Annotated in this window: 30 protein-coding genes and 1 pseudogene; 3 read left to right on the plus strand and 28 right to left on the minus strand. The window is 29.4% G+C overall.

Annotated features, from left to right (window positions below):
• Positions 1-125 precede the first annotated feature (125 nt).
• From ACRDDY_RS16965 to ACRDDY_RS17100, 28 genes and pseudogenes are all read right to left on the minus strand, one after another.
• Positions 126-332, minus strand: a complete 207-nt coding sequence (locus ACRDDY_RS16965; protein ID WP_438566114.1) for a hypothetical protein — start codon at positions 330-332, stop codon at positions 126-128.
• A gap of 31 nt (positions 333-363) precedes the next feature.
• Entirely contained in the window at positions 364-516 is a 153-nt protein-coding gene (locus tag ACRDDY_RS16970) for a hypothetical protein (RefSeq protein ID WP_438566115.1), read from the minus strand.
• A gap of 33 nt (positions 517-549) precedes the next feature.
• The gene (locus ACRDDY_RS16975) at positions 550-750 is read right to left on the minus strand and encodes a hypothetical protein (RefSeq protein WP_438566116.1); all 201 of its coding nucleotides are present in this window, start codon (positions 748-750) and stop codon (positions 550-552) included.
• A gap of 37 nt (positions 751-787) precedes the next feature.
• Positions 788-1,093 carry a hypothetical protein gene (locus ACRDDY_RS16980; RefSeq protein ID WP_438566117.1) on the minus strand — a complete coding sequence of 102 codons (306 nt, stop codon included), beginning with the start codon at positions 1,091-1,093 and terminating at the stop codon, positions 788-790.
• Between the two features lie 114 nt (positions 1,094-1,207).
• Positions 1,208-1,705, minus strand: coding sequence for a dUTP diphosphatase (locus ACRDDY_RS16985; protein WP_438566118.1), 498 nt, complete (start codon positions 1,703-1,705; stop codon positions 1,208-1,210).
• 218 nt (positions 1,706-1,923) lie between these two features.
• Entirely contained in the window at positions 1,924-2,199 is a 276-nt protein-coding gene (locus ACRDDY_RS16990; protein ID WP_438566119.1) for a hypothetical protein, read from the minus strand.
• Complete coding sequence (locus ACRDDY_RS16995) at positions 2,183-2,398, minus strand: hypothetical protein (protein ID WP_438566120.1); 216 nt, start codon at positions 2,396-2,398, stop codon at positions 2,183-2,185. The genes ACRDDY_RS16990 and ACRDDY_RS16995 overlap by 17 nt, the downstream gene beginning before the upstream one ends.
• A gap of 25 nt (positions 2,399-2,423) precedes the next feature.
• Positions 2,424-2,951 carry a Holliday junction resolvase RecU gene (locus ACRDDY_RS17000; RefSeq protein ID WP_438566121.1) on the minus strand — a complete coding sequence of 176 codons (528 nt, stop codon included), beginning with the start codon at positions 2,949-2,951 and terminating at the stop codon, positions 2,424-2,426.
• A gap of 8 nt (positions 2,952-2,959) precedes the next feature.
• The gene (locus ACRDDY_RS17005; protein ID WP_438566122.1) at positions 2,960-3,514 is read right to left on the minus strand and encodes a hypothetical protein; all 555 of its coding nucleotides are present in this window, start codon (positions 3,512-3,514) and stop codon (positions 2,960-2,962) included.
• Between the two features lie 304 nt (positions 3,515-3,818).
• The gene (locus ACRDDY_RS17010) at positions 3,819-4,781 is read right to left on the minus strand and encodes a hypothetical protein (protein WP_438566123.1); all 963 of its coding nucleotides are present in this window, start codon (positions 4,779-4,781) and stop codon (positions 3,819-3,821) included.
• A 109-nt stretch (positions 4,782-4,890) separates the two neighbouring features.
• Positions 4,891-7,020 (minus strand): DNA gyrase subunit A, encoded by a 2,130-nt coding sequence (locus ACRDDY_RS17015; protein WP_438566143.1) that lies wholly within the window; start codon positions 7,018-7,020, stop codon positions 4,891-4,893.
• Between the two features lie 30 nt (positions 7,021-7,050).
• A pseudogene (locus ACRDDY_RS17020) lies at positions 7,051-7,179 on the minus strand (hypothetical protein); the annotation flags it as partial.
• Positions 7,180-7,456: 277 nt separating this feature from the next.
• Positions 7,457-9,214, minus strand: a complete 1,758-nt coding sequence (locus ACRDDY_RS17025; protein WP_438566124.1) for an ATP-binding protein — start codon at positions 9,212-9,214, stop codon at positions 7,457-7,459.
• Positions 9,215-9,216: 2 nt separating this feature from the next.
• On the minus strand, positions 9,217-9,372 hold the full coding sequence (locus tag ACRDDY_RS17030; protein WP_438566125.1) for a hypothetical protein: 156 nt from the start codon (positions 9,370-9,372) through the stop codon (positions 9,217-9,219).
• Positions 9,373-9,631: 259 nt separating this feature from the next.
• Entirely contained in the window at positions 9,632-10,171 is a 540-nt protein-coding gene (locus ACRDDY_RS17035) for a hypothetical protein (protein ID WP_438566126.1), read from the minus strand.
• Between the two features lie 147 nt (positions 10,172-10,318).
• Entirely contained in the window at positions 10,319-10,618 is a 300-nt protein-coding gene (locus ACRDDY_RS17040; protein WP_438566127.1) for a hypothetical protein, read from the minus strand.
• Positions 10,599-11,786, minus strand: a complete 1,188-nt coding sequence (locus ACRDDY_RS17045) for a PcfJ domain-containing protein (protein ID WP_438566128.1) — start codon at positions 11,784-11,786, stop codon at positions 10,599-10,601. The genes ACRDDY_RS17040 and ACRDDY_RS17045 overlap by 20 nt, the downstream gene beginning before the upstream one ends.
• A gap of 28 nt (positions 11,787-11,814) precedes the next feature.
• Positions 11,815-12,216, minus strand: coding sequence for a hypothetical protein (locus ACRDDY_RS17050; protein WP_438566129.1), 402 nt, complete (start codon positions 12,214-12,216; stop codon positions 11,815-11,817).
• A 14-nt stretch (positions 12,217-12,230) separates the two neighbouring features.
• A complete protein-coding gene (locus ACRDDY_RS17055; RefSeq protein ID WP_438566130.1) occupies positions 12,231-12,389 on the minus strand; it encodes a hypothetical protein in 159 nt (52 codons plus the stop codon).
• 64 nt (positions 12,390-12,453) lie between these two features.
• A complete protein-coding gene (locus tag ACRDDY_RS17060) occupies positions 12,454-12,591 on the minus strand; it encodes a hypothetical protein (protein ID WP_438566131.1) in 138 nt (45 codons plus the stop codon).
• Positions 12,591-13,007, minus strand: coding sequence for a DUF1653 domain-containing protein (locus ACRDDY_RS17065; protein WP_438566132.1), 417 nt, complete (start codon positions 13,005-13,007; stop codon positions 12,591-12,593). The genes ACRDDY_RS17060 and ACRDDY_RS17065 overlap by 1 nt, the downstream gene beginning before the upstream one ends.
• Before the next feature lie 81 nt (positions 13,008-13,088).
• Complete coding sequence (nrdG, locus tag ACRDDY_RS17070; protein WP_438566133.1) at positions 13,089-13,586, minus strand: anaerobic ribonucleoside-triphosphate reductase activating protein; 498 nt, start codon at positions 13,584-13,586, stop codon at positions 13,089-13,091.
• A 3-nt stretch (positions 13,587-13,589) separates the two neighbouring features.
• A complete protein-coding gene (gene nrdD, locus ACRDDY_RS17075; RefSeq protein WP_438566134.1) occupies positions 13,590-15,794 on the minus strand; it encodes an anaerobic ribonucleoside-triphosphate reductase in 2,205 nt (734 codons plus the stop codon).
• Between the two features lie 291 nt (positions 15,795-16,085).
• Entirely contained in the window at positions 16,086-16,340 is a 255-nt protein-coding gene (locus tag ACRDDY_RS17080; RefSeq protein WP_438566135.1) for a hypothetical protein, read from the minus strand.
• Between the two features lie 9 nt (positions 16,341-16,349).
• Positions 16,350-16,517, minus strand: coding sequence for a hypothetical protein (locus ACRDDY_RS17085; protein ID WP_438566136.1), 168 nt, complete (start codon positions 16,515-16,517; stop codon positions 16,350-16,352).
• A gap of 98 nt (positions 16,518-16,615) precedes the next feature.
• Entirely contained in the window at positions 16,616-17,053 is a 438-nt protein-coding gene (locus ACRDDY_RS17090) for a hypothetical protein (RefSeq protein WP_438566137.1), read from the minus strand.
• Positions 17,043-17,243, minus strand: coding sequence for a hypothetical protein (locus tag ACRDDY_RS17095; RefSeq protein ID WP_438566138.1), 201 nt, complete (start codon positions 17,241-17,243; stop codon positions 17,043-17,045). Before ACRDDY_RS17095 ends, ACRDDY_RS17090 begins: the two co-directional genes overlap by 11 nt.
• A 2-nt stretch (positions 17,244-17,245) precedes the next feature.
• Positions 17,246-18,106, minus strand: coding sequence for a tetrahydrofolate dehydrogenase/cyclohydrolase catalytic domain-containing protein (locus ACRDDY_RS17100; RefSeq protein WP_438566139.1), 861 nt, complete (start codon positions 18,104-18,106; stop codon positions 17,246-17,248).
• Between the two features lie 178 nt (positions 18,107-18,284).
• On the opposite strand from ACRDDY_RS17100, the gene ACRDDY_RS17105 reads away from it, so the two are divergent.
• From ACRDDY_RS17105 to ACRDDY_RS17115, 3 genes are read left to right on the plus strand one after another with little or no spacing between them, the layout of a single operon-like run.
• Positions 18,285-18,434, plus strand: a complete 150-nt coding sequence (locus ACRDDY_RS17105) for a hypothetical protein (protein WP_438566140.1) — start codon at positions 18,285-18,287, stop codon at positions 18,432-18,434.
• Complete coding sequence (locus ACRDDY_RS17110; RefSeq protein WP_438566141.1) at positions 18,435-18,680, plus strand: hypothetical protein; 246 nt, start codon at positions 18,435-18,437, stop codon at positions 18,678-18,680.
• A 13-nt stretch (positions 18,681-18,693) separates the two neighbouring features.
• Positions 18,694-19,602 (plus strand): hypothetical protein, encoded by a 909-nt coding sequence (locus ACRDDY_RS17115; RefSeq protein ID WP_438566142.1) that lies wholly within the window; start codon positions 18,694-18,696, stop codon positions 19,600-19,602.
• The last annotated feature ends 89 nt before the right edge of the window (positions 19,603-19,691 follow it).

Below are 19,691 nucleotides of genomic sequence, written 5' to 3' on the forward strand. Positions count from 1 at the left end.
CCTATTAAATTAAATCCATCCCAGTACTCGCACTTATCGCAACTGTTATTCCCATAATTGAATTTGTATACATCTACCGTCTCGTGTTTATTCCTCATATTAAATCCTCCTAAGAAATTCTAATTTTAGTTCTTTAATTTAAAATACTCTATCAAGTTTCTTATCTTTACTAACTGTGTATAGTGCTGTCTGCGATATTCAAACCTAATTCCGAAGTCAGTTATTATACAATTAACTTCTTGTCCCGGAGTTATTAAATATACATTATTCTTATAGTCTATGTACGTACATTTCTTTATACAAATCAGTGTTCCTTCCATTTCATTGCTCATCTTCCACCTCTCAACCGATAAAGTATGTTTTTTATTCGCTCTGCATAAATTCAAAGTCACAATCATTGCATTTCATATAAATATTAGTGATACTATATTGTTCTAGTGTAACTTTATTAGCAATAAAACCTTGTGCTTCTTTTTTAATTTCTACATTGCAACTACAACATCTCTCACATTCCATTGACTCACCTCTAAAATACTGATTTTATGCTCGTTACTTATTTACTAAAATAAACTTTTCATATATTTGCTTAGCATTCATCATATTATCAAATTCGTACTCTCTTTTATTCATTTTGCTAACTATATATAAATTATACTGTGTAATATGAGATACTATTTTATATCTAACATCCATTTCCCTTTCAACTCTATCTCTTTTTACTAATATATCCCCTATCTCATAGATACTCATATTCTTCCTCCTTTGTGTTTAAAAACCTTATTTTATACTAATAATACATATCTATAGGGAAAACATCATAGTTATCACTATCCCTACCATCATTTCTTCCTAATCCATACCCACTAACTTTTACACGAATATCTTTCGAGAATTGCAACCATTTGCCAATGAATTTACTTGCATCTGGTTTTGTTAGCACATTGTTTTTCATGCTTTCATATATTTTAAAGTAATCTTTTATACATTCATTCCTCATCTTTCTATCTTTTATACTTGGTACACAATCATCACTATAATTTATTTTATTCCTTATTATCTCAATGCAATTAACTTGCTTTTCGGTAGCTTTCATATTCACCCTCCTTAACACTTAAAAACATACTTTTATTTACTTATTTTACCAATTTATTTAAGTCAAAATATTAGGAGTGATTTATATTATATCACTCCTTGTTACTATTTAATATTACTTAGTTCTTCCTGTCGTTCCAAATCCGCCTCTATCAATATTACCAAACGATTCAACTTCTTCAAGCTCTAACTCAGGCATAACTTCCATTATTCTAAACTGGCCAATTTTATCTCCTTGCCTTATCCATGTTCCATGTTCTACCCCATCTAGAAGTAAGTCATCTAACATATTTTCATGACTAGCTCTTTCTGTATCTTTACTTTGTAAGCAAAATACTGGCATATGCCATTGATCATTATCTCCTATATAGGTATCATCAACAATCCCTAGAGAATTAGTTTGTATTACTCCCCATGTTTTAAATGTTGAACTTCTAGGAGCTAAGTGGCCTTCCCACCCCTTTGGCAATTCTAACGCAAATCCCAATGGTATCATTGCTCTTTCATGTAGTGGTACGAATACATCTTTATTAGCATATACGTCTATCCAGTTACCACGACTTATTTTTTCTAGCTTTGCTGCACCTTCAAAATACTTTATTCTTAGTTTCATTTCTCATTCTCCTCAGTTTTATTATATTTACAATCACTACACATGATTGGTTGAAACACACAGTTTTTATAACATATTGAATATCTATCACACTTTTTACAACATTGTTTCTTATTCAAGTTGCAAATTGGTATCAAGCTATATTCCTCCTAATAGAAGTTGTATGACTTACTGTTAATTATATATTAACATCTTTCCAACAATAAGGCAACACTTTTCTACAATTTATTTATAGTTTCTTTTACTGCTTCTTCTATTTCTTCTATCTCTACTTGATTACTTAAATATAGTTCATATGAAATTGCATCGGCCATTGTACTCAATTCAGCACATTTAAGAGCTACTTCTTTTAATTTACTTCCATCTCCTTGATTAACTTGTGAGAATAAATTATTTAATTCCATACAAGTAGATCCTAATTCTACTACTCTATCACTTATATATTTGTCACTTTGTAACATTTGTCTTGATATTTGTCTAAATCTCTTTTTCATTGTTATTCTCCATTTCTACTTCTACTTCAATATGTCCTATATAATCCATTTCAGTAGAGTCATTACTTTCAACAAATATTATTTTATTTATTGTATATTCATTTCCATTTCTAAGTCTTATTCCCGTTCCTACTATTGGTACTATAGGAAAATCTGTCTTCCCTACTATTTTATTATTATGTCTTATTACTACTCTCATTGTCATTCTCTCCTTATGTCTACTATTAATTATTGTTTAACTCTATTTTCTCCAAGAAATCTACTCCATTTAATAATGTTGCATTTTCTTCATTCTGAAACCATGAGTAAGGTATACTCTTTCTTTCTTGCGTATCTTTGAAGTTTTGTACTTTTGAACTATGTACTAAATATACTTCATTATGTTCCTTAAATCTTATTAAGTAATATGAATGTTTGGTATACCTATTCCATTCTTCTAGAAAAACAAATTGATGATCTTTTATGTTGCTCATGCTAAAAGATGTCTTGTTATTTGTATTCTTCGCTTCTATTGCTATCGCATCTCCATTACTTAATACACCAAAATAATCGGTAAGGGATTTGGACTTTGGCACGCATCCAATAATGTGTCCACCTTTTCCTCTTCGTATTAAAAACTCTGTATGTAGCTTAAAGATATATGCTACACCTTGCTTAATATACTTATTACATTGATTAGTAATCTCTGTTTCAAAGTCCATACCTCTATTTGAATGAGTTGATTTTCTTTTTACTGTTTCTTTTTCTGTCATGTATATGATTACTCTCCTAATTCTTCTTCAATGATTGATTTGATCTTCTCTACTGCTTCATTTATATTATAGTTGCTTACAGAATAGTCATGCATAAAACCTTTAAATCTTAACTTATCATCTTTAAGTCTTCTTTCAAATTCATTTATATCATCTCCGCGTTGAACTTGTCTTTCTCTAAGTGTTGCATCATCAACAGCTATAAAGATTGATACTATATTGGTTTCTCCTACTACTTGTGATAATTCTTCGTATCCTTGTCTATCTACTATGAATAATGAAATCGGATTCTTTATGTACTCTTCATGAGTTAATCCATATTTCCATACACCAAATACCGTATTATATTTTCTTGTTTCTATGAACTTACTTTCATCTTCAAAGAAAGTTTCATCAACAAAGTAATATGCTTTCTCATCAATTTCTTGCTGACTTCTTGGAGGTCTAGTTGTATGACTTACTAATATTGGAATATTCATTTCCTCTGATATTCTTTTGCATAAAGAATCTTTACCTGCATTTGTAAAACCCATTACACAAAAAGTTTTTTCTTTAATCTTCATAATCAATCTCCTCTTAAGCTTTAATTTTCATAGAGAAGAATTTGTGGCCTCTTCTCTATACTTTAATAATATACTACTATTAATTGTATGTCAACATTTATTTAAGATATTCATTATTTATGTATATTATTTCTTTTAGATTAGTATTATTTTATCATCCGATGGGTATTCTAGTACATAATACATAAGAACTGAGCGCCCATTTTTCACCCTTTTGCCTAGTTTTCTTAGTGTTTTTAACAATTTTACTTTGCAAAAACTTACCACTTTTCTACCCTCAAAATGGCAAAAACTTACCACTCAACTATTCGAAAAACAGTTTCCCTAGAGTATCTTTGGCCATCTCTTCTCTTGTTCCACTCCATATAACTGAAGGATTGACAGCAAAGAAATCTTTCATTCCGAAACCATTTATCACTCTAACATAAGAGAATAGATAGTACTCTACATTTGCTATTTTAACATTAAATCTTAACAATTCTCTTCTAATCTTATTCATATTACTCTTATCTGTACTAATATTTAATATTTCACATATTTGTTTAAATGAAAGTTTTCTTATTTTAAAGAAATTCTCTTCCCCTGGATTTTCACATAATATATTTAACTCATAGTGTAAATATGGTATTAATTTAAACACATCACTTAAATATTTATGTTGATTAACTTTACAGTTTTCATATATTGTTCTTGTTGTATCTATAAAAATTCTTGTGTATTCTGAATTTTTATAGTCACTTTTACCTTTTGTAAAATAATCATTTGATAAATAGAATTTGTCCTCTGCCTCATACAATACACCAATATCCTTCATTTCACTTATAAAATTATAGAATGATCTATCACTTATTCTACACACACTCTTTAAATCAAGTCGAGTCATTGCAGTTAATGTATTTTTACAAGCTCTTTTCACCAGCAGATTTTCTTCTCTATCGTTATAATCTATAAAAGTTGCTAAATACATCAATCTTGCAATATTCGCTCTACTTATATTTAATTCTCCAAACAATAAATTATTTTTAACATAGCACATATGTACAAAACCTCCCAAATCTTTAGCATAATCTTTTAACATTTCTGTCGCTTTGATTATTTGCTTTTGTTTCTCGCTTAACTTACTTGCTTCTTCCCAAAACTCTGCTCTCTCGCGTATAAATTCTGAGTCTATTACAGTTCCTCTACTCGAGTGAAACTGTAACTCTTCACTTAAACTATACACTACCACATGTCTTTGTGTAGTACTGTCATACATTCTCTTCTTCAATTCATATCTCCTTCACTTTTTATTTAAAAAATAGAGAGTATCTCTACTCCCTATTAATTATACTTCACTATTAATTCTTTGTCAACTCTTAACTTATAAAACTAGGATTTTATTCCTTAATCTCGTTTGTAGACCCCAGTAATTGCAACGGTTTGCCAGCTCGACAATTCAAATATTTAGAGATATTGTCTATATTCACTGTAGATGCTTTCACGAAGTTAATTATTTCAATTTCTTTGTGTTTCATAACTGAGATGCCCTGAGAGGACTTTGATATTTTTAACATTATGTCTTTGCTATTGAATATCATTGCTCTTCCTATTGATGATTCTAATAGATATTTATCTTCTTTATCTATTATCTCCATGCCTATTACTTTATCTGTGTGTAATGCTTTTATTAATTTTGTTCTATTTGTTTTAGTTTCATATGATGATAAAGGTAATCTTACTACTCTTCCTGTATTAAATGCTACTAACATTTCTTCTTTATAATCTATTGTTGGTATTATATCTACTATATATTCATTTTCTTCTAGTTGTAAATGTGATGGCAGATATAATCCTAACACACTAGTCTTGTGATCTGGTATGTCATTAGCTTTAAGTTTATAACAATTCTGCTTAGATGTAAAGATTAATAAATCTGCTTTGTTGCTGCTATTTCTTTCAGATATTATTACATCTCCATCTTTAAATCTATGTGTACTATTACTCTTTATAGATGTTAATCTTATTTTCTTGAAGTATCCATCTCTAGTTAAAACAAATTGAACATTATAATCTTCTATTAGTATATCTTCTTTTTGTTTTATATCTTCTATAATTTGTGTTCTTCTTGGCGTTTTATATTTGCTATTTATCTCTTTAATATCTTCTAAAACAATTTTTAATAATTCTTCTTTAGATTCTATTACTTTATTTATTGACAATACACTATCTTCTAGAGTTTTTATTTTTTCTAGTTTTTCTTTGATGTATTTTTCATTGATATCTGTCAGTTGTAGCTTTGATATATACTTAGCTTGTTCTGTATCAACTCCAAAAACACTAACTATGTCAGTTATTATATCTTTAGAGTATCTAACTGTATTAACTAGTTCGTCTAATTTACTTACTATACTACTATATCCTTTAAGTAAATGCAACTCTTTTTCATATTTATTTTTTTCATGATTTAATCCATTAGTTATACAAGATTTTCTAAAGTCTATCCATCTATCTATAATCTCCCATACACCTAATACTTTTGGCATACCATTTGTTAGCACATTCATATTGCATGAGAAACTACTTTCTAATGGTGTCATTGCATATAACTTATTTTCTACTTCTTCAAGATTAGTATTCTTTTTACATTCTACTTTAATTCCCATACCCTTCAAACCAGTAGAGTCTTTTATAGAATTTATTTCTTTCAGTTTACCTTCTTTTATTAGTTCAATTACTCTATTGATAATGTCTTCTCTATAAACACCATATGGAACTTCTGTAATAGTAATTGTTCTTTTTTCTTCGTCTCTAATGCACTTTCCTCTTAGTTTTAGTGTACCCTTACCTTTTGTATTAACGGTATTTATTACACTTTCATTATTTCTTATATACCCATATGTGGCAAAGTCAGGTACTAATATTGTTTTCTCATTAGTTTCAATATATTTAATTATAGCATTGCACACTTCATTAAAATTAAATGATGGCATTGTACTTGCCATACCTACAGCCATCCCTTCACTAGCTTGAGTAAGTATTATAGGATATTTAGAAGGTAAGTAAAGTGGCATTGTTTTTTTACCATCGTACGTAGGTATCATTTCAACATAATGTTTATCAACTTCTTTTAATGAATCTATTGCTAATTCACTAAGCTTAACATTGGTATATCTATCACTTGCCTCCATTAATAATTTTGATGTATACTGTCCAAAGTTTCCATCACCTATTATTAATGGTAAGTGATGTCTATCTTCTTGAGACATTTTTACTACTGTTGGATATACTGAGCCGTGACTGTGATATTGTGTAACTGCTCCTGATACATTTAATGATTTTGTTAAGTTAAAATATTTTTTAGTATACATAGTCCATAATGATCTTAACTGAGAAGGTTTTAATCCAGACTCAACACTTGCCAATGCTCTATCTAATATTACATCCGATGAGTATTCCATCATGTTATCTTCAATTATCTTTGTTATATCCTTTTTATCTGTTATATCTTCTATTGGTGGTTCTATCATATAATCATATAGATTTTTCTCAATATATTCTTTTCTATAATCAACTTTTGTGTCTAACCAGTTCTCAAATGACTCTATCATTTGTTCTACATCTTCTACTGTTACTTGTTGAAGCACTCTTGTTTCAGGATTGCACACTGTTTGTGCCATGACTTCTTTATTCGTTTCTCCTACGTTTTATCCAATGTTTCCATTGGCACTGACCATTTCTTGTAGTCTTTATAGACTACCCACCCGTTTCGAATAACGTATCAATAGTTACTCTACTCTCCTACAAAGGAGATGGTCGATACATCTTCCACAATTTACATAAAATTATGGCTTGACACGAGATTGTCTTATGTTTAAACACTTAGATTTCCTCGTTAGCTAACATTATTAATTCAATGCTAACCCCAGTGATTACTGGAAAAGGTGGTGAGGGCTAGGTTTACACTTACCCTTTTAATCTGTGTACTTCATGCTTTCTATTCCCAACTTTCTCTTTTATTATTTGGTCTCTCTCAGATATAGTTAAAGCATAGTATTTTTCTGAATCTGTAACCTTTATTTCAAACAATGGTGGAAGTGCGATATACACATATCCTTTAGTTATCAGAGAAGGGCATAATTTATATATATTTGCTAATCCAAGAACATTTATCTGTTTTCCATCTGAATCAGCATCTGATGTCATAATTATTTTTCTCCATCTCAACTTATCTATATCAAACTGAGGCAAGTCTTTTGTAAATTTATTCCTTACTTCTACACCACATTCAAGCAGTCTAATCATATCTTGTATTTCTTCATTGGCTAATACTTTCGGTATTTTATTTTTAAACGGATTTATCATCTTCCCTCTAAGTGGATATCCAGCCTGGAAGTATGAGTCTCTGGCTAGTATTATTGACCCTAGTGCTGACTTACCTTCTGTGAAGAATATTTCTCCACCTTTTTCTAATTCACAGTCAATAAATCCTTCTACTATACCATTTATTCCGTCAACTTTTTCAGTTAGCTTTTTCTTTAATACTTGTTTTGCTTTTTCATTATTTTCATTTGCTCTTTTACATATCAATACTTGATCTACCATTCTATCAAATAGTTTTTTATTTTCAAGTATTATTATCTCTAAGTTTTCAACTATGTAATCTCTGGCTACTTTTTTGTAATATTCTTTTTTTGTTGAGAACTTTGTCTGTCCCTCGAACTCAACTATATTACTAAATAATCTAGCTACAAATGATATTCCATTTTCTATGTCTTGTGGAGATATGTTTTGTTTCTCACTTTTCTTAAACATCTTATTGTCTTTACAATGTTTATTAAGTACATATCTGAAACCTTCAATTATTCCCTCAAATATTGTTCCGTTATCTTTTAAATAATTTCCATTTAGCATTGTCTCTTGGAATACTTCATCTCCAATACATATCCCAAATATTACTTCTATATTAGCTATTTCTTGTACTTCTTTTATTTCACCTTTTCTCTCTATTGTTGTTGTTTTACTAAATTGTTTTTGATTACATTCTATAATATCTCCGAGAATATCTTTGGAATAGTTTTCAAAGTATTGAATCATCGTATTGTTGAATACTTTAACCTCATCATTATGTTTATATTCAAATACTATCTTATCTGTCATTAATGATGCTCGTCTTAATTTATTTTCTATTTCATTTGGAGAAAACTTAGTTTCAGTATACATCGTCTTGTCTAATTTGAAAGATATCCTTGTTCCATGTTTTTCTGTTTTTCCAAGTTTTTCATATTGTTTATTCCTACCACCTTCTGAATATGAAACTCTATAGTGCATACCATTCATATAAGAATCACATATAAAGAAGTCACTTGTAAAATTTAGAACAGTTGTTCCCACACCGTTTACGCCGCTATTACTGTCCTCGCTTGTTTCATACTTACCACTTGCAAATAGAGTTTCAAACAGTAGTTCAACTGATTCTTCATCATCTATTGGTATACCTCTTCCTGTGTCTGATACTGTTATTATCTCACATGTATCATCTAGTTCTATTGATATTGTCCCTTTATCAAAATTATTTATAACTTCATCTGTTGCATTGTTTAGTAATTCACTTACACCATGATAGAAATTATCTCTACTTCCATAATATGTTGGAAGTTTTTCACGAGCCTGCTCTCTATGTGATAGACTACTTATCTTATCTTTTTTGAATTGTTGTTCCATTTTTAATATTCCCCTCTATTCTGTTTTGTTTTGTATAGCATGTATGCTACTGGTGTTCCTAATACTAAAGCACTTCCCCATATCATTGTTATGATTTTGATAAATCCATACGTTTGAATTGCTTCAAAAGTTGTTAAATATACTTCTTGTCTAAACATAGTTGTTGTTTCCTTCCTATTTCCTTATTTCTATTTATATATTATATTATTACTCATTATTTGTCAACATATTTAAGGATATTTTTCCCAAAAAAAGAGAAGGTTCTACAACCCTCTCAGAAATCCGTCAAACTAACAGTTTATTAGAATAACTAAATATTAAGTTTTCTATTCCAATTAAACTAAGTTTCTATATTATTGTATCCAATATTTTAGATAAGTATGTTGTTATATATTACCTATCTCCTAGATGGTATTTTTAACAGTCTACAACTTTTCTTTCCTTCTTATATAGAGGCTTACTTAGCTCTACACTTTCAAAAACTTCCTCTAGTTGCTCAGCATATTTCACACATTCTTGTCTAAACATATCGTTTACTCTAACACAGTCTCTTAATTCAATTGTGAATTTTTGAAATCTTTCATATTCTTGTTGCTCTTTAAATTGTAAGTATGATTTATCTATATAGATTGTTGTAAAGAACCACCCTTCCCTAACTATTCTTGGCAAACTGGTATTTACCATAACGAAAGCTCCTTCTTGAGAAACAAATTTCATAGAGTTATTTACGAACACTTTTAGTCTTAAATCGCTTAAGTCTTCTTTGTCTCCTTCAAAAAACACCTCTATTTTTTGATTCTTAAATACTTTCTCTGCTCTTGTTATTTCTACCGTTTCAACCTGTTTTGGTTTCTTCTCCTCTAGATACATATTCCTTCTACTATTTTCAATCGCCTTGTTACAGAAATATCTACTAGCTTTACCAAAGCTTTTGTTTATCTTACTTGTTGCACTCATTATAATACATCTCCTCTTTTGTTTAGAATAGTTTATACTTATATATATTATAATTAATAGCAAAAGTTTCCTACTTTTATGAAAAATATTAAAAATAATAATAAAAATATAAAAAGGATAGATGTAATTAATCTATCCTTATATCTCCTATCTATTTGTAAATCCTATTATACGCTTATTTCTATTTCTATTTCTTTGTTTTCTTTTCTCTAATATTAACTTTGCTTGTTGTCTTAGTGTTAATTCTTTATTAACCTTTATTGGCTCAGGTACTTTTACAAAGTGTCTGTTGAGTTCACACATTGTCATTCCACCTGCTCCTATCGGCGCTTTGAAATATACATGTTCTCCACATATCATTGTTATTTCAAATTCAGTCCCTATGTATCTATCTGTTAACATATTTATAGGTTTAATTAATCTTATCTTATCTCCAACTTTTATCATCGTTATTTATCCTCTTTCTTATTATTTTTATATATTCATCTATAAACTTCTGTTCTTCTGATGTTACATCTCTATTGAATTTACCTTTTGCTTGATTTATTCTATCTCCATTTAATTCAAGTGTTACTAAACTTTCTTCAGGTTTATCTTTTTCTCTTAGGAATAATATATTACAATGCCCATCTATTACTCTTTTTATATATGAACTTACACAGTGATTTTGCTGCACACTTTCGTCTTTAATCTCTTGAGTAGACTTAGGATATATTACTGTAAATTTCTTTCCTGTATATTCTAATCTTTCATCTATTGTATCTTTGAACTTTTCTTCATCAAACATTACTGATAGTCTATTGTAATTTCTAGTTGCTATTCTATGAGTTGTTAGGAAATTCTTTGGGTATTTATCATATTTTTCACTTATTCTACTCATCATTCTAGCATAGTCTCTTAACTCAACTAACATATCTCTTACATTGTCTATTGCCTCATATGTTTGAAGATAGTCTATATATTTTATTAGTCTAATCTGGTCATAATTGTATATTGTTACTAGCTGAATCAATCCGTCACATTCATTTGATATATATGATATTCTAAATTCTTTGTCAAAGTGTCTTATAGCTTTAGCATATGCAAATAATGTGTCTTTTCTTATTGACAACAAACCTTCCATGTTATATATATTCATGAACAAGTCTGGATTTTTCTTATACGATTCTATTAGTCCATTTGAAATCTGCTTATTATCTTGTCTTATTAATGCAAGCAATCTTTTAGGAATATCTGTTACATTGTATTGTATATTTTCATCTACTTTTGTCAAACCACAAGCATAGTATTGCTCAAATACTGAATAGTTTTCAATTTGTTTTAAGAATGTTCCTATGTTTTTAATCTTATCTGCTCTTGAAGAAGGTCTATGCCATCTATTACCAGTATAGCTATTTACTTGTAGGTCAACAAATTTTAAAAAAGTTCTATACTTCTCTTCTTGAAATGATTCTATTACTTCTAATAAATCGTACCCTCTTAATTGGGTACATATATCTTTTACTACTCTTCCACTTTTACCCACTGATTCTCCTGTTGATAGATTGTATTTTACTGTTTTACCATCTTCAAATTCAAATACTAAAAATTGTCTTTCTTTATATGATTTTAACATTGTGATTCCCCCAGTTTATTTCTTTAACTTATTTTATACCATAGTTTTCTTCTAATACTTTTGCTATTTTGTTCATTTTATCTAATACTATATTTCCTTGCCCACTTATTGATCCACCTAGGCAAGTTACTTCTATATGATAGTCATTTATATCTTTTGCCGGTGTTACTATTCTTATGCTGCTACTCCAATATTTATAAAAGTAAGTTCCCTTTTTAAGTTCTACACCACTTTCAAGTGTAATATCTTCTTTCACTTGGAATATGTCTCTTAGTCCTACTACTTTCTTCTTATATTTTCTTGAGTTGAAAGCATCTGTTATTAACTTTTTCTCTCTATCTTCTGTGTTATATTTAGATACTTTAAGTATAAGTCCTGTCTCTATTCTAAATTCATCGTATAATTCACTTGATATTATTTTCTCTACCATTTTACATTCACCTTCTATTCTTCATCTTCTTTTACTGTTACTTCACCTTTTAGATTAAGCATTTTTATTATTTGTTCTATTTCATTTATATTCGAATTACTTTCTCTCATTTTCTTAAGTTCTTTCTTAATCATTGGTATCACAACCTGTTCTTCAAATTCTTTCTTGCTCATTTTTTGAATATCTTGAAGCAAGACTATCTAGATAGACAAACATATTAGTTTCTACTCTTACTGCTTATTTGAATAATCTTATTGTTTTATTGAATCTCAATTCCTTATTCTTTATAGTTATTTCTCCAAGTATATGATACATTGGTGAGTATCTAGAGACAGGATTTTCTTTCCATGTTCTAACTTTATATGTGAAGTTCATTATATTATCTCCAATATATAAGTTTGTGTTACATTAGGATATTTGTCTGTATCTACCTTTGACAAGAACATTGATATAGGTCTTACATATGTATCTCTAGTACCATACAGTCCTGTGTATATTACTAATTTCTCTCTGTCTCTTTCATCTAAGTGATAGTAGCTATCTCCTTGTCTTATTATTGGTATTGGTCTTTCTAATTCTGTATGATAGAATACTAATATTTTATAGTTATCGTCATCTGACATTTTTCTTATTTCTTTTCTACTTACTGGAATTGATATGTTACTTACTGCATATATCATATCTTCTCCATCTTTTTCTTTCTTGAAGTGTCTATATATTCCTGGTATTTCTATAAAGTTATTTGCTTTACTACATTCTTCATGGATTAGTTCTTTTAGTTTGTTATTCATAATCTCCTCCTAGTTTTTCTTTAGTATTAAATAAAGAGTAGACAATTTCTTATCTACTCTTTAATATTATAATATTATTAATTATTTGTCAACAGTTTCATACAAAATAATCTTATTTTCTTTTAGTGATTTTTGTACATCTATTATTCTTTGTGACTTACTTCCTTTAAATAGCAGTGAAAAATCTTTTTCTTCTTCTATGTATCTTCCATCCACTATCACATCACAAAACTTTAATAGTTCTAACCTGTTGTTATCTTTTAAAATTTCTTCAATTGTATACCCAGTGTAACACCATATATTCTTATTGGTATTTATCTTTATCTTTTTTGCTAACCTTATTAGTGCTTCACATTGTTCAAATGGATCTCCACCTGAAAATGTAATATTAGTCAATGGATTTGATATCAATTCCAAATATGCTTCGTCTATACTAATATCTTTACCATTTTTATAGTCCCAGCTTGACGGATTATGACATCCCTTACATTTATGATAGCATATACAAGTATATAGCACACTACGAAGACCTTCTCCATCTACCACTGAATCATGGGTAATATCCATATATCTAATCATATATTACCTCTTAGTGTTATGCTTATATCTCATTTTAACTTCTTCCTGCTTACCTTTGTTGAAGTTTCTGTAGTCTGTCGTTAAGTACCCTGTCACTCTTCTGAGTCTCTCTATATTATCTTTATTACAAGATGGACAAACATCTTCAATCTCGCCAGTAAAACCACATTCTAAGCAAGTATCTATTGGGAAGTTTATTGCTAAGTAAGGTATATCTAAGTCCATAGCATATTCTATTATTCCGTCAATAGCGTCTATATTTTTAACAAATGTACTGTCAAGCTCTATGTATGTTATACATCCTCCCGTTGCATATTTACAGAATTGTGCTTCTAATTGTAATTTCTCTGCTATTGTAACCTTTTCAAATACTGGAATGTGATGTGAGTTAGTTAAGAACTCTCTATCTGTAACCCCTTCTATAGTTCCAAAGTCCCTTTGAAGTTTTTTCATTATTGTAAAACAAGCAGATTCAGCCGGAGTACAATATGTTGATGCATTTACATTATATTTATTTCCAAATTCTTGAGAATAATTATATATTTTTTCTACTACCTTTAATGCAAATTGATGTACTTCTTTATCTTCATTATGATATTTTCCAAATAAAACCTTACACATCTCAGCTATGCCTATGTAACCAAAGGCTAACGTTCCATGTTTCATTGCTTCATAAACATTATTATCAACTTTATCATAATCTTTTATCGTACCATTAGTATACATAAAACTTCCAGATTTAGGATTCTGACCACATATCTGTGTAAATCTATCTATTAATGATATAGACGTTACATCAAGCGTCTCGTCTAATTTCTCCCAGAATTTTTTTATATTTACTTTTCCTTCTTTGTCTATTGAGTCAAGGGCTATCCTTGGTAACACCATAGTCGTTGGCACTATATTGCCTCTACCTCTTTTGTCATAATCATTTGTAAATCTATTATATCCTATAAGTGTGCGGCATCCCATTGTACTCATATAAGTATATGGATTTCCTTCAACTTCTTCATTCATACTCCAATCGCAATTAACTATGTTTGGGTATATTCTATTAGCCAATGACTTTTTTGCTAATTCATATAAGTCATAATTAGGAGTTCCTGGTTTGTCATTTATTCCTTTTTTTCTTTGGAATATTGCTATAGGGAATATAGATGTCTTATTTTGTTTGCCAACACCCTTTAAACTTGCGTTTAACAACCATTTACTAACTAGCCTTCCTTCATTAGATATATCCCTTCCGAAATTTATAGATGTAAAAGGAACTTGACTTCCTGCCCTAGATTCCAATGTGTTTAAGTTATGATATAGTGCCTCTGCATGTTGTTGACCTTCCTCTTCTAGCATATCCATTGCATACTTCCATATCCTCGGATATTTTTCTGTAAGTTTTAATCCTTCTTCTATACCAATTTTATCACCTACAATTTCTTTTGCCTGCTCTTTTGTTGCCCATTCAAAATGTATAAAACCTTTTTGTAGATGTTTTGCCAAACTATATTTTACAAAAGGTGCTAACTCAAAATCTATGCAACACGAACCTACACCACCAAATTGTGTTTGACTCTGCACTTGGAATATAACTGCCACATTTTGCATTGCGCTTCTTATACTCCTAGCTCCTCTTACTCCACCGTTTCTTGTTTCAAAACCATCTCTTAGTAACTTTCCTACGTCAGAAAAGAGACAATTATGTAGTCCCATTGGAAGTTTTGAAAAATCATGAAGGTATATATAGTTATTATCGAATGCAGACAACACTTCTTTCCTTACCATATTTTTTCTTGCATATGCTTTATTTACTTCCTCGCCAACTCTAGATTCTCTACCGCTAAAAGAATACTGATCTACATTGGCATTGTCATTTGTTATATTTGAGCAATCTAGTATTGACCTAACCTTATCATCAAGAAATCTTGAAAAGTCTCTGTCCTTTGCTCTTTCATATCTGTAGGTTATGTATGATTTTGCAACATCATATAGTCTATATTCCATCAGTTTTTTCTCTACAATGTCTTGAATTTCCTCTATTTGCATAATTTCTTTATTGTCACTTGATATCTTATCCGATATTACTGCTGCTATTTTATACTTGCCATTTTCTCCAACATCTTTCATAGCCTTCAGTATTGCATTTTCTATCTTAGTTTTATCAAAATCTACTATACTTCCATCTCTTTTTATCACTTTAACATTTTCTGTCATTTTCTTACCTCTTTCTTTATTTATTTTAATGCTTCTTTTACTGTTAATTAAGTGTTAACTCTAACATATAAAAGAAGCATTTTATTTGTTTATTTTTACGCTGCATCTATTGAAAACACTGGGTTTCACAGGCTTTTTCTAACATTTTGCATATTTGTCTTAATATGTCATTTATAGTGTATCTCAACCCCAGTATCTAAGCCATTCTTATCCTAACAGTTAAAATTTCTATTTTATTGTTAAATTAATATGTCAATTAATCATTCTTAACACATTAATCATTGATTTAATCTATATAGTTTTTAATTCTTTAAGTATTCTCTCCATGTTATTACTTACTATAAATTCTTCTCTTCTAATCTTACCAATTTCTTTTTCTATATGTAACATTCTTTCCTCAGTTTTATTTTTCTCCCACTCAAGAAATCTCTTATACGCAACCTTATCCACTACGAAGGCGTCATTTTGTTTTAGCTCTCTTCCATCTGTTAATGTAACTACGCCTGTTCCATCTATTGACATATCAAAACTAATTAAATTTACCATAGTATCCTCCTAATTTATTTTTGTTTTCTTCCCATAAAACTCATTATCAATCTTTCTTGCATTTGCCACTAGCTCCTTGCGACTATTTAAGTCATTCTTAAATGTTAGATATACATCACAGTTTGAATGACTTAAATACTTTCTATCTTCACAACCTAAACATGGACTTTTGCACATGTTTATATCTCCTTTCATAGGATAATATTTTACTATTAATTAAGTTTCAACTAATATCATTTATACCCTATTTAATATTAGTTGAAACAATTTAATCATTATCCTCTATGGTGTTTATATAACTCCATATAAGTTTCTTCACTTATCTCTATTGTATGACTTCTTCCATCTTGACACTTTTCAGTTAATGTCATTGTAAACATTGTTAAAAAACATTCCTCTATCTCTTCTATTGTAACAAACATCCTATTGTCCTCTAACTCTGATATCAAGTCACTAGACAATACATTTACTTTCTCTATATCTATTGCCTTTAATTTCTTGCCATGTGTTGACTCAAAATATTCTTTAAGTATATTAAAGGTCTTATTAGATAACTTCATTCTAGTTTCTTTCTTTTCTATTTCATTATCTAATATCATATATGTGTGTTTGACCTCTGCTATTGAACTTGTTTCATTTTCAGCTACATATACAACTCCTAAATTATCTATACTCAATCTAGAGTAAGTGTAAATCATATTATTATCTGTCATGTTCTTCCTCCTCTCGTTCTCTTCTACTTTCTTCATCTTCATAGTTACAATATTCACATCCAAGATTATCAAACTGTAAACATTTATATTCACAGTCCATCCACTTGCTCATAGTATCACACATACATTCCGCACAACATTTGTTACATTCATTAGTTGATTCGTTATTCCCTTCTTTAATAATCCACATATTTATATTCCCTTTCTTATTTTACATAGTTTTATTGTATTCTTTATAAGGTTTAGCACGGTAGCTGTTCCTGTGCATGAAATTCTATTTCCGATCAATGAACATTTAGAGTTGGCTAACATATCCTCTATGTCATAGTCTGTATATTGTTTTCCATCTACAAAGTCTATCCCAACTCCTAATATTACTGACCCTCTTTTCATCCATTCAGGTTTAATTAACTTTTGTTTTCCTACACATGATACTACTATATCTGCATCTCTAACGTCTTCTTCTAATGAAGGTGATTTAGAATGTGAAGTTTTTACAACAGCTCCTAGTTGAGTTAACATTACTCCTAAAGATAATCCTACATGAGTAGATCTTCCTACTATTGTAACTCTAGCTCCTTCTATCTTTACTTGATGATGTTTAAATATGTCTACGACTCCCCCGGGCGTACAAGGAAGTACATCTGATTTACCTTGCATTAATTTCCCTAAGTTAATATCGCTGAAACAATCTGCATCTTTGTTGCTACGTATTAAGCCTATTAAACTGTCTTTATCTAAGTGGTCATATATAGGAAGTTGTAATATCACTCCATCCACTTCGTCATCTGCTACTGTATCCATCATATGTATTATAGAGCGTATGTCTGTTGTATCTTTATCTAATTCTAATACTTCTACTTCCATTCCTACTTCAGCACCAACTTTAACTTTGTTTCTTACATATGCTTCACAAGCTTTATCGTCAGTTGCTTTAACTATTACTAGCTTAGGTTTTCTTCCTATCTTATCTACTATTTTATTTACTTCTTCTTGCATAGATGCTATTTCTTTATTCTTCAATGAGTTAGCATTTATTAGTATTGGCAACATGTCCTAATCTCCCTTGCTATTATTTATTTGTTAACCTAAATATATATTAACATTTTATACCAAAGGTGTCAACTATATTTAATTAATTTTTTTTATTATTTATTTATTAAAAATTAGTAATTTTTATTAATTGTTTTCATAGTATAGAGTATAAAGAAAATTAAGCGAGGTGATAAAAGTGTTAGAAGTTAGTATGAAAGATGTTATACGACATATTCATAGGAAGTCTCGTATTCCTGTTGATGTTATTGTTAGAGTATTACAATTTGAAGAAGAGTACCTTATTCAAGAAGGTATAATAGTAGAAATTGATGAGGAGGATAATTAAATGTTTGGTTTAACTATTGGAACTGGGGCTTTAATATTTATATGTGGTGTTTGTATTGGTAATATATCACCTATTTTATTTAAGAATGATGAGGATTATTACGAGTTTGTCGATGAGGCAATAGAAGATGCAAAGGCTAGATGGGAACAAGAACAAGATTTGAAGATTGAAAAAATTATTCAAGAAAGAAGTTCAATTCAAAGTAGTAAAGATAATGAAAATAAAATTCAAATAGAGGAAATATAAGGGAGGTAATATTATGAATAATATAAAATTAATAACTACTGATAGTGGCAAGAAATTCGGGAAAGGCACTTGTGATGGTAAGAATATTCTTAGGTTTGAATCTAAGCTAGATATATTAGAAAAGCCTGATTATAGCTACAAGAACATGATAGAGTTAAAGAATAAGTATTATTTATTAGGCTCTGAAGCAGATACTATTAGCTATGATTCTACTAAGGAGTTAATGCTGCATAAGTTAAGTGTTTACTATAATATATGTCAACACATTTCTACTTACGGTGAGAGGGTTAATCTAGTGGTTAATATGCCTATTACACAATACATGGATACTGACCAAAGAGATAATTTCAAAAGATATATTAAGGATGAACAAGAAATAGAAATGAAGATAGGTATGAAGACTCATTTGTTTATTATTAATGACGTATTGCCTGTTGCAGAAGGTACTGGAATTATATTTTCTCAACCTCATTTATTTAAGGATAAGAGTGCTATTATTTGTAACATTGGTGGTCTTAATTCTACTTGTTTACAAGTTAATGATAGAAAGATTGTTCGTTCTTCACCTTTTAATGCTAATTTAGGTGGCAATATATTAGAGTCTGATATTAGAAAAGAGTTAAATAGAAATGGTAAATTCAATTTTCAACCACATGAAATTCCTTTTTTATTCTCTTCTGAAAATCCTTATATTAAGGACTGTGTTACTTTCTGTGTTGAGAAGTTACTAGATGGAATTATTACTGAGATGAAGTCTAAGAATTATAATACTGAGGGTTGTGATAATATATACTTTGAGGGTGGTACTTCCCTTAGACTTAAAAATGTTATTGAAGCAAATGGATTTAAAGTTGTAGAAGATCCTATTAATCAAGATATTATAGGCTCACATAAGTTTGGGGTGAAATACTTTGCCAATTAAGTCTATTTCTTTTAAGGATAGTTACCAAGAACAGTATGATTTCCTAATGTCTCAAGACAATCCTTCTCAATTTATTTGTGAGTTGATTA

Source organism: Clostridium sp., from assembly GCF_051656525.1.
Lineage (GTDB): Bacteria > Bacillota > Clostridia > Clostridiales > Clostridiaceae > Clostridium.